At 69.2% G+C, this 11,456-nt stretch carries 14 protein-coding genes; 4 read left to right on the forward strand and 10 right to left on the reverse strand.

Features of this window, described 5'->3' with window-relative positions:
• The first annotated feature begins 16 nt into the window (after positions 1 to 16).
• Entirely contained in the window at positions 17 to 901 is an 885-nt protein-coding gene (locus G6016_RS11845; RefSeq protein ID WP_182632857.1) for a 1,4-dihydroxy-2-naphthoate polyprenyltransferase, read from the forward strand.
• Positions 902 to 1,115: 214 nt separating this feature from the next.
• Here the strand turns inward: G6016_RS11845 and G6016_RS11850 are convergent, their stop codons facing one another.
• The 4 genes from G6016_RS11850 to G6016_RS11865 all read right to left on the reverse strand — a co-directional run bounded on the left by G6016_RS11850 (position 1,116) and on the right by G6016_RS11865 (position 5,148).
• Positions 1,116 to 1,277: a hypothetical protein gene (locus G6016_RS11850; RefSeq protein ID WP_182632847.1), complete on the reverse strand. Its 162-nt coding sequence runs from the start codon at positions 1,275 to 1,277 to the stop codon at positions 1,116 to 1,118.
• 154 nt (positions 1,278 to 1,431) lie between these two features.
• The gene (locus G6016_RS11855; protein ID WP_182632848.1) at positions 1,432 to 2,571 is read right to left on the reverse strand and encodes a hypothetical protein; all 1,140 of its coding nucleotides are present in this window, start codon (positions 2,569 to 2,571) and stop codon (positions 1,432 to 1,434) included.
• Positions 2,572 to 3,017: 446 nt separating this feature from the next.
• Positions 3,018 to 3,791 carry a hypothetical protein gene (locus G6016_RS11860; protein ID WP_182632849.1) on the reverse strand — a complete coding sequence of 258 codons (774 nt, stop codon included), beginning with the start codon at positions 3,789 to 3,791 and terminating at the stop codon, positions 3,018 to 3,020.
• Positions 3,792 to 3,957: 166 nt separating this feature from the next.
• A complete protein-coding gene (locus G6016_RS11865) occupies positions 3,958 to 5,148 on the reverse strand; it encodes a hypothetical protein (RefSeq protein WP_182632850.1) in 1,191 nt (396 codons plus the stop codon).
• A gap of 369 nt (positions 5,149 to 5,517) precedes the next feature.
• Between G6016_RS11865 and G6016_RS11870 the strand changes: the two genes are divergently transcribed.
• Complete coding sequence (locus G6016_RS11870; protein WP_182632851.1) at positions 5,518 to 6,312, forward strand: hypothetical protein; 795 nt, start codon at positions 5,518 to 5,520, stop codon at positions 6,310 to 6,312.
• Between the two features lie 143 nt (positions 6,313 to 6,455).
• Here the strand turns inward: G6016_RS11870 and G6016_RS11875 are convergent, their stop codons facing one another.
• Positions 6,456 to 6,818 carry a DUF4229 domain-containing protein gene (locus tag G6016_RS11875; RefSeq protein WP_182632852.1) on the reverse strand — a complete coding sequence of 121 codons (363 nt, stop codon included), beginning with the start codon at positions 6,816 to 6,818 and terminating at the stop codon, positions 6,456 to 6,458.
• A gap of 39 nt (positions 6,819 to 6,857) precedes the next feature.
• Here G6016_RS11875 and G6016_RS11880 point away from each other — a divergent pair, with 39 nt between their 5' ends.
• Positions 6,858 to 7,019, forward strand: a complete 162-nt coding sequence (locus G6016_RS11880; RefSeq protein WP_182632853.1) for a hypothetical protein — start codon at positions 6,858 to 6,860, stop codon at positions 7,017 to 7,019.
• Between the two features lie 10 nt (positions 7,020 to 7,029).
• Here G6016_RS11880 and G6016_RS11885 read toward each other — a convergent pair whose 3' ends face one another.
• The 5 genes from G6016_RS11885 to G6016_RS11900 all read right to left on the reverse strand — a co-directional run bounded on the left by G6016_RS11885 (position 7,030) and on the right by G6016_RS11900 (position 10,301).
• Positions 7,030 to 7,806, reverse strand: a complete 777-nt coding sequence (locus tag G6016_RS11885) for an enoyl-CoA hydratase (protein WP_182632854.1) — start codon at positions 7,804 to 7,806, stop codon at positions 7,030 to 7,032.
• 121 nt (positions 7,807 to 7,927) lie between these two features.
• Positions 7,928 to 8,059, reverse strand: a complete 132-nt coding sequence (locus tag G6016_RS17545) for a DUF8730 family Cys-rich protein (protein ID WP_277815144.1) — start codon at positions 8,057 to 8,059, stop codon at positions 7,928 to 7,930.
• Between the two features lie 165 nt (positions 8,060 to 8,224).
• Positions 8,225 to 8,881, reverse strand: coding sequence for a dTDP-4-dehydrorhamnose 3,5-epimerase (rfbC, locus tag G6016_RS11890; protein ID WP_182632855.1), 657 nt, complete (start codon positions 8,879 to 8,881; stop codon positions 8,225 to 8,227).
• Between the two features lie 60 nt (positions 8,882 to 8,941).
• Positions 8,942 to 9,493 (reverse strand): LpqN/LpqT family lipoprotein, encoded by a 552-nt coding sequence (locus G6016_RS11895; RefSeq protein ID WP_182632856.1) that lies wholly within the window; start codon positions 9,491 to 9,493, stop codon positions 8,942 to 8,944.
• 1 nt (position 9,494) lies between these two features.
• Positions 9,495 to 10,301: an SDR family oxidoreductase gene (locus G6016_RS11900; protein WP_338403593.1), complete on the reverse strand. Its 807-nt coding sequence runs from the start codon at positions 10,299 to 10,301 to the stop codon at positions 9,495 to 9,497.
• A gap of 309 nt (positions 10,302 to 10,610) precedes the next feature.
• On the opposite strand from G6016_RS11900, the gene G6016_RS11905 reads away from it, so the two are divergent.
• Positions 10,611 to 11,375 carry an oxygenase MpaB family protein gene (locus G6016_RS11905; RefSeq protein WP_338403594.1) on the forward strand — a complete coding sequence of 255 codons (765 nt, stop codon included), beginning with the start codon at positions 10,611 to 10,613 and terminating at the stop codon, positions 11,373 to 11,375.
• The last annotated feature ends 81 nt before the right edge of the window (positions 11,376 to 11,456 follow it).

Below are 11,456 nucleotides of genomic sequence, written 5' to 3' on the forward strand. Positions count from 1 at the left end.
CAGCGGCGGCGCCACCCTGGCCGACTGGCTCGAGGGGGCCCGCCCACGGACCTGGCCCAACGCGTTCGCCCCGGTCCTCGTCGGCTCGGCGGCGGCCGGTCTCGCGGGCGGGTTCGTGTGGTGGATGGGGCTGCTGGCGCTGGTCGTGTCGTGGTCGTTCATCATCGGCGTCAACTACGCCAACGACTACTCGGACGGGATCCGCGGCACCGACGACGACCGCGTGGGCCCGCTGCGCCTCGTCGGGTCCGGACTGGCCGCGCCCGCCACCGTCAAGCGGGTCGCGTTCTTCTTCCTCGGACTCGGCGGCGCGGCCGGCCTGGTGCTCAGCGCCCTGTCCGCGCCGTGGCTGATCCTCGTGGGGATGGTGTGCATCCTCGCGGCCTGGTTCTACACCGGCGGCAAGACACCGTACGGCTACCGCGGGCTGGGTGAGGTCGCGGTGTTCGTGTTCTTCGGTCTCGTCGCCGTGCTCGGTACCCAGTTCACGCAGCTGCAGTCCTCGGGGGTCGGCACGATCACCTGGTACGGCGTCGTTGCGGCGATCGCGGTGGGCAGTTTCTCGTGCGCGGTCAATCTCACCAACAACCTGCGTGACATCCCCTCCGACACCGAGGCCGGCAAGATCACGCTCGCCGTGCGGCTGGGCGACTCCAACACCCGCGGACTGCACGCGGTGCTCGAACTGCTCGTGCCGCTGGTGGCGACGCTGGCACTGATCCCCGCGACCCCCTTGGCGCTGCTGGGACTGCTCGCGATGCCGGTCGCGTGGAAGGCCAACGGACCCGTGCGGGCCCGGGCCACCGGCGCCGACCTGATCCCCGCGCTCGGGAAGGCCGGGATGGCGATGCTCGCGTGGAGCGTGCTCGTGAGCTGCGGGTTCTTCATCGCCGCGCTGTAGGCGGCGGGGCTGGCGGGCGCGGGGAGTTGGCCAGCTGGACGGTGGGTTGGCTCCAACGAGGGCGACAGGCTGGCGGGCCGGGACTTGTGCGCCCGGAATGGACCAATCCCCACGCGCACCCCAGCCGCTTTCGTGCAAACACAACGCGCAAGTACGACGCTCAGCTGTAACACGCAGCTGGAACGGTGAAGGCCGTGCGCAAATCAGTGCGGTGTCAGGACTGATCGGGTCCCGCGGATGGGGCCGGAAGGTCGGCGGTCTCCACCACTACGGGCGGCTCGCTCTCGGGCGCCTCGGTCCGCCCCGCGACGATCCCTGCCATGGACATGGCGCCCAGAACTACGGCGGAGATGATGACGGGGCGGGAGAGTCGCACGGGGGCCTTTCGCAGAGCAATGCCGCGATACAGCGACCTTCCCACCGTAGCCCCAAATGCACGACACCCCGGTAGACATCTCAGTGGATGAGATGCCTACCGGGGTCGACGTGGTCACCGACGGCCTGCCCGGCCGCCGGGAGTCTTCACATGATCAGCCGCGTCCGTTGGCGACTGTCGGGCCGGGGGCCTGCGCCCGCTCCGGGGAACCGGCGGCGACGGTCGGGGCCACCGAGCCGGACGAGCCGCCCGGACGGTTGCCCGACGAGCCGTTCGAACCGCTCGATCCGCCCTCGGTCGTGGTGCTCGAGCCCGGCAGCGACGGCAGGCTCGAGGTGGCACCCGGCGTCGAGGAACCACCGTTGAGCACGATGCTCAGCCCGGCCAGGCCCAGGAGGGCAGCGCCGGTCAGGGCGAGGCCCGGAGCTAGATTGCCCAGCGAGCCGGTGGTGCCGGTCGTCGAGGAGCCCGGGACGGAGGAGCCCGGAACCGAGACCTCGCCGCCGCCCGCGGTCTCGGCCTCGGTGTTCGAGCCACTACCGGTGTTGGTCTCAGTCTCGGTCCCGGTGTCGATCAGCGATCCCAGCGGGCCGAGGCTCTCGGTATTCAGTTCGCCGCCGGCCTCACCCGTGGCCTCACCGGTGGTCGACGATCCGAGGGAACCGGGCGCCGGAGATTCGTTGTCCGGGGTTTCAGTGCCGCCGGTCGACCCGGTCACGAGGTCGCCGACCGAGCCGGCGTCTCCGCCGAGGGCCACGACGATGCTGCTCACCGCACCCAGGATCGCGTCTGCGCCCTCAGAGCCGGTGACGATCTGTCCCTCGGCCTGCGCCTCGCCACCGAGGCTGCCCTGCACCGCTCCGGACGATCCCGCATTGAAGCCGGCCGGGGCCGTGCCGTCGGCGTTGAAGACCGCGAGCTGAACGGGCAGCTCGACAGCCTCACCGTTCATCGTCCCCTTGACGGTCAGATCAAACACACCCGACTTGGTGGGAGTGCCGCTGATGACACCGTTCTCGTACGTCAGCCCGTCCGGAAGTTCGTCAACACCGGTGACCTCGAGTCCGGCCATGCTGCCGGACCAGGCGATTCCATTGAGGTCGTAGGAGTATTGCGCATCTACCTGGAACCCGGGAATGGTGACCGCGACGGTCCGTACGTCCTCGCGGACGGTCGGGGCATCAGGAGTCGCGACGACGACGCCGCCAACGAGGGCGACAGCGGCAGCAGCGGCGACAGGGGCAACGAGTCGGCCCCGGACGATACGACGAGGGCGGGCGAGGCGAGCACGCATCGGATGTTTCCTTCCGGAAGGGTTCGATCGCTCACTCCCAAATGAGAGCGCAGACCATTACGGCAGCCACTCTAACCACTCGCACACCAACTGTCTACTTCTGGCTCAGAAATCACACAGATCACTTTGGTCACTTACGTAACAAACCCCTGGGGTATTGTCTGCTCGCAGCCGCGGTACGGTCCCGCCCGCGACGTGCGCAGGGTCGGCCAACAGGAACGATCCGGACTGCCCGGGGCGCTACGCCCGACAGCCGGCCCGACGGGGCGAGGTGAGGAAGACCTCTTTGTTGCGCGTGAAAAGGACTTAGCAACTGCACCCTCGATGGAGAGCGACGCGCCCTATCCGGATGCCTGGCACGCGGCGAAACGCCAACTGCCCGGCCCCTAGGCGGGACCGGGCAGTGGTGCTGGGTAAGTCTCTGGCGAAACGCCGTGTTTCGCCCCTCAGGGAGTGGGGACAGTGGTGGGCAGAGTTTTGGCGGAGCCCTCTCCTCCGCCGGCACCGGTGCCTGCGGAGTCGTTGTTGTCGTCGCCAGAGGATGCAGACCCGGAGTCGTCGGCCGCACCGGTCAGACCGGTGGGACCCGACACTCCGGCGGCGCCGCTTACAGACGTCGGGGCGCTCGTAGAGGTCGCGGTCCTTGCAGCACCCTCGGCCCTGGCGGCGACCGTGCCGGTCACGGTGGTGATGGGGTTGCCGTCACCGTCGACGATCACCGTCACCGGCGGCATCACCATCTCGCCACCGAAGATCATGGTGCACAGTCCCTCGTCCAATGAGCCGGTCTGGCCGATGAGATCGGCGCCTCCACCGGGGCCGGCGACAAGGTCCAGCACATTGGGGAAGGAATCCAGCGCGCTGGTGACGATGTCGAGCACGAAGGTGGGGACGCCGGTGATGCCGAAGAGCGGGTAGAACTTCGCGATCGAGCCGCCCATGCCCGGCAGCTCACAGACCGATCCGTCGTCGGGGACAAGACTCGGGAGACCTTCGCCGCCTTCCTCCGACCCGGCGCCCTCTCCGGACCCGGCACCCTCAGCCGACCCGTCGGCCGAGAGCCCGTCCATCGAGCCTTCTCCGAGACTTCCCCCGCCCAGGCTTTCAGCGGACAGTTCGCCCGCATCGGAACCGGAGCTTTGCGCACTCACGACGGGGACCGAGAGCGCCGCGGCGGCGAACGCAGCGACAGAGGCCGTGACGAGCTTGCGGACAGACATTTCCGAAGTGCCCCTTATGGATTGGTAGCGGGTGGCGACGACCTGCGCCGGGGCGGTGCACCCAGCGGCGCCGACGACGACACGAAGACCTTACCCCGCAAAACCATTGTGAAACGCGCGTTCAGCCGCTCGGCGTAAAGGTTTTTCTCAGAAATCGGTGTTGCAGTCAGTTTCCCGCACTACCGGTACCCGAATTGAGCAGTCCCAGCAGCACAGTGGGCGACACGGGAAGGCCGGTGGCCGCACCTTCCAACTGGGTGGTCGACGGAAGCGCATCGGCCCCGGCCGTACCGGCACCTGCAGTAGTGGCCGCGCCGGCCCCATCCGCACCCGCACCGGTCGCATCCGCGCCGGTCGCGCCTCCCAGCCCGCCGAGAAGTGACGGAGCGAGGGTGCACAGCATCTCACTCCCGGAGCCGAGATCGCCGAACAGGCCGCCTTCGCCGAGCACCGACGGCAGCAGGCCCACCAGCGCGTTGACCACCACGGCCGCGAATCCGGTGGCGGCCGAGTCATCACCGGTCAGCAGCGGGAGCAGCATCTCGACCGAGCCGGAGTCAGACTGCCCGTCCTCGAGGAGCGCACACAGGTCCGAGCCGGCGTCCACCCCGTCACCGGCGTTGTCGTCGTCGTCATCCCCGTCTCCCGGGGTGGAATCATCCTCGTCACCGACACCACCGGCGCCGGAATCGTCCGTTCCGCCCGAGGCGCCGTCGCCGGCGCCTCCCCCATCGGCGGTGGTCGTGGCGTCGGCGCGGGACGGATCGCCGGGAACAGAGGACAGGGTCGGCTCGGACTCGTCGGTGGAATCCTCCTCGTCCGACTGGTCCGACTGGTCAGATGGGCCCGACTGGCCCGAGGTCGACGGATCCTGATCCGCCCCGGCCGCCGGAGACGTGGCCTGCGCCGGGGAGGTGGCCCCGTCGGCCTCATCGGTGACGGCGATGGTGACGCGCTGCGACCGGGACACACCGGCGTTGGACACCGTCACGAGGACGTCGTACTCGCCGACGCGGGTCGGAGTGCCCGAGATGACCCACCCGTCCTGAGTGAGACCGTCCGGCAGTCCCGTCACCTTCACGGTGGTGCCCGGCGGGATCGTCCCACCCGCGGCACGGGCAACCACCGGCTCGAGATCAAGGTTCACGGCCGTTCCGAGCGGCATCTCCTGGGCCGCGGCCTGGCCCGCCTGGCCGGCCGTGTTCTGCGTCAGCTGGATCCCGTCGGCCTCGACCTCGGCCGGGGAGTTGACGGCCACCACCGTGCCACCGCCCACGACTGCGAGCGCGGCCAGCGCACCCCCGAGCACGAGAGAGCGGTTACGGGTGACGGTGCGGGACGGACGTCGCTGGAACATGAGGCCACCTTGTGTTCGTGAATGCGGGCGTGACGCGACCGGGACCTACCCAATCACACGAGAACCATACGTCACACAAGTCACACTGGCCACACCTGTTTCGGCGCGTCGGCGCGCTCCGGACCCCGCACGGGAATGTCCGATGGCGCCGCAGGCCCTAGAACTACGGACGGACGCGGCGTGGACCACCCCCACCAAGAGACCGTTAGTAACATCTCGGATCCGCAACACGATGTGACAGGAGAATGCGTTGACAGGCGCGCATGCAGTGCACTGCGCCGGGACTGTCGGATGCGATCTACCGGACTATCCGAAGTCTTTAACGTTTTTTTGGTAGCCATCCTTTGACAGAACTGAGACACTATCGTTATGCGAACTCGGGTGCTCCTTGCCTCCAGCGCGATTGCGCTGTTGGCGGCTTCGTGCGCGCAACCGGAGCCTCAGGTCCTCTCCGAGGCGCCCCGTTCCGCCTCGACTGCCGAGCTGACCTCCCCCAGCCAGACAACGGAGGAGGAGGCACAGCCGGGCCGCTTCATCGCGCGCTGTGCCACCGAGGCCGACGGCGGCACACCAGGGATGACGTACTTCACCGACGGCACCCAGAACGTGACCGACCACTGCTTGAGCCGCTACTACATCGGAGTGCAGCCCGCCCCGGGCGCGCTGTACGTCCCGGACGCGGACGCCGGCAGCCTCGCCCCGATCCAGGAAACCGACACCAGCACGCCGACTCAGACCAGCCAGTGGACGCCCGCCCAGCCGCGGACCGATGCTGATCCCGAGAACACCACCGGTGACGATCGCGATGAGCTGAACGGCGAGCAGTCGACCACCGACACCCCGGGCACGGAGTCGGGCGAGACCTCACCCACGACGCCGCCGTCCACCTCGCCCGAGCCGACCGGCCCCACGGGTCCGTCGGGCCCGACGGACCCGACTGACCCCTCCGCGCCTGGCGAGACCGGCGACACGGGCGAGTCCGAGACCCCGCCTTCCACGCCCGGGTCGTCCGAGCCGAGCCCGCCGACCGAGGTGCCCACCGTCACGGACACCCAGCAGGGGGCTCCGGCCCAACCGGCTCCCACGTCGGTTCCGTCCTCCAGCCCCATGGGCTCCCTGGACTCGTTCGGATCCATGGGCTCGGGCGCCCCGGCCCCGCGCTAGCCACCCCGGCGCGACGCGGCGGCTGACACCAGCTCAGAACGAAAACCGGGCCGGATCCACCTCGGGTCCGGCCCGGTTTGTCGTTTTGCACAGTCGCTAATGCGGCACTGTCGCGCTGTTCCCGACCAGGGGATCGGCGGGACTCACGCCTCGTTCATTCGACGCCGAAGGTCCTCGCGCTTGAGACGACGCCCCTCGTCGACGGCGGCGATGTCCGAGTTGATCTGGGCGCGCAGTTTGTTGAACAACACCATCGACAGCGGCAGTGCAATCACTACCGCGAGGATCGCCGCGACCAGCGGGTTGATCTGCACGGAAAACAGCAGTCCGATCCCGATGATCGCCAGGGTCAGCGCCAGGACCAGGAGCAGCCGGATGATGGTGTAGAACACCATGTTCCTGGCGAGCCGAGCGCCGGGAGAATCCAGCTTGGGCGTCTCCCACTGCTCCGCCGACTGGTCCTCGGTGGAATCCGTGGAATCAACTGACTCATCTCGCTCGCTCATGACTGCCAGGATACGTATCGTGGTGGGAAGGAGGTTCGAGTGATCTGGCTGTTCGCACTCATCGGGGTGATCACGGTGGGCTTTTTGCTGTGGCGGGCCTTCGGACCCGGTTCACGGCCCGCTCCCCCGCGCGTGATCGCGCCTGACGATGACCCGGAGTTCCTCCGGGAACTCGATCGGCGCCGACCCCTGGATCCCTGACCCGGTCAGGTCATTCGCCGCGCCACTCGGGCGTGCGCTTCTCCAGGAACGCGGTCATCCCTTCCTGCGCATCGCAGGTGACGGCGTTGGTCGCCATGGTTTCCGCCATCTCGCGGTAGGCCTCGTCCTGCGGCAGGTCGATCTGCCGGTAGAAGGCCTGCTTGCCGATTTTCAGCGTGAGCGGGCTGGCCCCGGCGATGCCGGTGGCGAGTGCATCGACCCGGGCCCGCAGCTGGTCGGCCGGGACCGCCTCGTTGATCAGACCCCAGTCGACGGCGGTCTGTGCGTCGATGGTCTCGCCGGTGAGCAGCATGTGCAGTGCACGCTTGCGGCCGATGTTCCTCGAGACCGCCACCATGGGCGTCGAGCAGAACAGGCCGATGTTCACACCGGGGGTCCCGAAGCGCGCCGAGTCGACGGCCACGGCGAGGTCACAGGTGGCCACGAGCTGGCATCCCGCGGCGACCGCATGGCCCTGGACCTCGGCGATCACCGGCTGCCGGATCTCCTGGATCGACTCCATCAGCTCGACGCAGGTGTCGAAGACCTCCCGCTCCTGATCGAGGGTGCGGTCCACCATCTCGCCGAGTTCGTGCCCCGCCGACAACGCCGGGCCGGTGCCGGTGAGCACCACCACGCGACAGTCGGCATCCTCGCCGAGCTCGCGGATCGCGGCGGTGGCCTCCCGCATCATCTGCAGGGAGAGCGGATTGCGTCGCTCGGGTCGGTCGAGGATGACGCGCGCGATCGGGCCGCTGCGCTCGACAAGGACGAAAGGGGTGGTCACCGTGGGCCTCCGGGCGGGACGAGGGGTCGTTGCCTCGGTTCTACCCCCGGCTGCGCCGGGATAGGGGAAAAGACGACGACGACGCCCCCGTCACCGTCGGCCCCGACGGTGCCTCTCCTACTCAGCCGGCCGAACTGTGCTGTCCATCGCACCACTGCTCAGCCGGGACGCTGGCCTTGACCGAGTCGATGTGCTCGCCGCAGCCGTCCCAGGTGGTCTTGCCGCAGACGGTGCAGGTGACGGGGTAACACATGGTGATCTCCTCTGATCGTGCCGACAACTCCGGCGGTTCGTGCAACACGGTATCGCGTGCGCCCCGAACCTTCTGGCCCATATACCCCATAGGGTATCTAATTTCGGCGCGGCGAGCCACCCCTGGATTCACCGATCCCGGCCCACCCCCGTGCGTGCAGGCCCGTCAATCGCCCGGGCGCCACAGGGCATCGACCTGCGGCGTGGCCTCACGCAGTCGCTCGATGTGCGCCACGCAGTCGTCCCACTGCGGCAGTCGGCCGGCCGCCGCCGCGTCGAGCAGGCTGGGAGCGGTGCGGTCACGCTCGTTCATGACGTGGGAGATAGGGGTGCCGTCCAGCGCCATCGCGGGCCAGTCGATGTCGATCTTGGGGTCGAACGGGTCGATCGTGTGCTCCGCACCGGGCCGCCACCCCTCCGAGACGAGGTACATCACCGTCGACTGGGGCTCGAGTGCGAGAAATCCGTGGGCAACCCCCTCGGGGATGTAGACGGCCCGCTGCTCGGCGGCATCGAGGATGACGCCCGACCACTCGCCGAAGGTCGGCGAGCCGATGCGGACGTCGACCATCACGTCGAACACGGTCCCGGACGGGCACAGCACGTACTTGGCCTGGCCCGGGGGAACCTCCGCGTAGTGCAGTCCACGCAGGACCCCTTCGCCGGAGACCGACACGTTGACCTGCGCGAGGTCGAGCCGGTGACCGGTCATCTCCCGGAACGCGGGGTCGGTGAACGCCTCGTGGAACACGCCACGGTCGTCCGCGATCCGGCGCGGGGTGATCTCCCACGCCCCGGTCACGCTGAGTTCACGAAGCTCCACTTGATCGTCCACCCTTTCCACTGGTCTCGCGCCTCCCCGGCCGGGGAGGCGCAGGTCACGTTATCCCCGCATCGCGTCGATGATCTGCGCCGCCGTCCACTCGCCGAGGAGCAGGCAGCTCATGGCGTCGTCGTGTACGGCGGCGTCCTCGCGCCATCCGGTGACGACGAACTGGAAGACGTAGGTCGCCTCGTCGTCGCTCCACCCGACGATCAGGCTCGAGGTCGCCATCTGCCCGGGCTCGGCCGTGTAGGTCCCGCGAAGGTATCGGTACACGCTGCGGACGGCGCCGGCGGACTCGTCACCCTCGCCGGCCACCTGCTCGAGCGGCGCCCAGTCGGCCAGGGCGTCGGCGGTGGAGACGATCATCTCCACGGCCTGCTCGGTGTCCATCGACGGCGACACGCGCGCACAGGTCGCCACCGCGTTGGGCGAGAAGCCATCCCGGTGCGCGCCGGGGTCCACGTAGATCACGGCGGACGGCTCGGGGGATTCGATGCGCTCCCACGGCGGGCTGTCCACCCAGGTCAGCGGCTGCGCGGCCACGGCCATGGGCGGACTCGCCTCGAGGGTGCGCCCGGTCGAGGCACAGAATTCCTGAATCGATGTCATCTCAGCCCTGCAATCCCGCGCCGACGATGTGGGCGCCTCCGTCTACGACCAGGGTCTGCCCGGTCATCCAGTGCGCGTCGTCGGAGAGCAGGAAGGCGGTCGGGCCGGCGATGTCGTCCGGCACCCCCAGCCGTCCGGCGGGCAGCGCCGCCCCCATGGCCTCCTCGCGTCCTTCATACAGCGCCTCGGCGAAGCGGGTCTTGACCACGCCCGGCGCGATCGCGTTGACCCGCACCGCCGGCCCCACCTCGACCGCCAGCTCCTGGGTCAGCCGCATCACGAGCGCCTTGGTGGCCCCGTACCAGCCGATTCCCGGGGACGGCGCCAGCCCGGCGATGGAGGCGATGTTGACAACCGCTCCCCCGCGCTCGGCCAGGCCCGAGTGGTAGACCTTCTGCGTCCACGCCAGGGTGGCCAGGTTGTTGACCTCGGCGATCTTGCGCGCCGCGGTCAGGTCCACGTCGATCGTGCGACCGTAGACCGGGTTGATGCCGGTGTTGTTGACCAGGAAATCGACCGGACCGAACTCGGACTCGGCCCGGGCGACGGTCTCGCGCTGGTGGTCCTCGTCGTCACTCTTGCCGGCCACGGCGACCACCCGGCCGGGCGCGTCCAGCTCGGCGAGGGCCGCGTCCAGCCCCTCCTGCCCGCGCGCGGTGATGATCACCGAGGCGCCCTCCGCGAGGAGTCGGCGCGCGATTCCCAGGCCGATGCCGCGGCTGGCGCCGGTGACGATCGCCGTCCGGCCGGCGAACCGGTCCGGCACGATCGGGCCCGTCCGGGGGGAAGGAAGTGCGGAGGAGGTCACGGAAGTCTCCTTGAGGGTCGGGGCTCCATTGATGGTTCCCGCCCAGCCTAGAGGGCACGCCGTCGACGGGATCGGGCCACGGCTCCGAATCCGATTTTCAGAAATTGCTTACCTAACTCATTTGCGCACACACCCGCCGCGCTAAAGTCGCTAGCATGTCTCAGCCGGTAGCCTCGGTGCGCTACCACCACGACCCAGGGGGTGCCCGTGTCACCACTCGCTCCACGCGACACGTCTGACTCCCCTGTGTGTTCGGTTCTAGATGTGCCCGGCCCGCGTTGGTTCCGCCCCGGCGATCCGATCTGGCGGGTGCACGGAGACGCGGCCACCCCGCTCGGCATCACCACGGCCCTGCTCATGCTCCTCGCCAACCCGGCCTACGCCTCCATCGCCGAGGCCAGCGGTGCGGCGGACAATCCGTGGGCGATCGACGATTACCTGCATGACCTGGTGGAGATCACCACGTTCGGCACGGTGGATGACGCGGTGGTGACCATCGAGCACGCCCACCGGGATCGCGGTTCGTACAGGGGCACCACCGAGCACGGGCAGTACTTCTATGGCGCGGACCCCGAGTTGACGGCGTGGGCGCTGGCCGCCACGGCCTGGTCGCTGCTCGCGGCGTTCCAGCGTTTCGCCGCCGCCCCGCTCACGGCGGCCGAGTCCGATGAGTACGTGCGCCAGTGGGCTGGCATCGCCCATCTGCAGGGGGCCGCCTCGTTCCCCACGTCGGTGCGCGAGCTCGAGCAGCTACTGCGCGGGTCCCGGGGTCGGGCACGCGCCACCACCGCCGGGCGTCGTGCGGTCATGAACCTGCGTGAGAACGCCAAGGCCTGCCCGGGGGTCGCCGAGAACTCCGTCACCGCGCACCGGTCCTGCACGACGGTCGTGGACGCGGCCGCGAGCCTGGTGCCGTCGGACGTCCGGCGTGCGCTGGACCTGCCGCACCGCCCGATGGATCGGGCCGCGGTGTTCGGCCGCATCACCAAAGCCCACGAGGGTCTGAGCCTGCCGCGCCTGACCACGCGCGCCCCGATCGCGGCGCCGTCGGCCATGCGCAACCACCCGGCCTGACCCGCGGCCCAATCAGCGGCCCGGCCCGCTACCTCACCAGTGGCCGTTGATGCGGCCCTTGATCCAGCCGGCCGCCTCCCA

It is taken from the genome of Dietzia aerolata, from assembly GCF_014144865.1.
GTDB lineage: Bacteria > Actinomycetota > Actinomycetes > Mycobacteriales > Mycobacteriaceae > Dietzia > Dietzia aerolata.

Coding starts and splice junctions, on each gene's coding strand:
- G6016_RS11855 (WP_182632848.1), bottom strand. CDS start 2,571: ATGCGTGCTCGCCTCGCCCGCCCTCGTCGTATCGTCCGGGGCCGACTC.
- G6016_RS11860 (WP_182632849.1), bottom strand. CDS start 3,791: ATGTCTGTCCGCAAGCTCGTCACGGCCTCTGTCGCTGCGTTCGCCGCC.
- G6016_RS11865 (WP_182632850.1), bottom strand. CDS start 5,148: ATGTTCCAGCGACGTCCGTCCCGCACCGTCACCCGTAACCGCTCTCTC.
- G6016_RS11870 (WP_182632851.1), top strand. CDS start 5,518: ATGCGAACTCGGGTGCTCCTTGCCTCCAGCGCGATTGCGCTGTTGGCG.
- G6016_RS11875 (WP_182632852.1), bottom strand. CDS start 6,818: ATGAGCGAGCGAGATGAGTCAGTTGATTCCACGGATTCCACCGAGGAC.
- G6016_RS17545 (WP_277815144.1), bottom strand. CDS start 8,059: ATGTGTTACCCCGTCACCTGCACCGTCTGCGGCAAGACCACCTGGGAC.
- G6016_RS11895 (WP_182632856.1), bottom strand. CDS start 9,493: ATGACATCGATTCAGGAATTCTGTGCCTCGACCGGGCGCACCCTCGAG.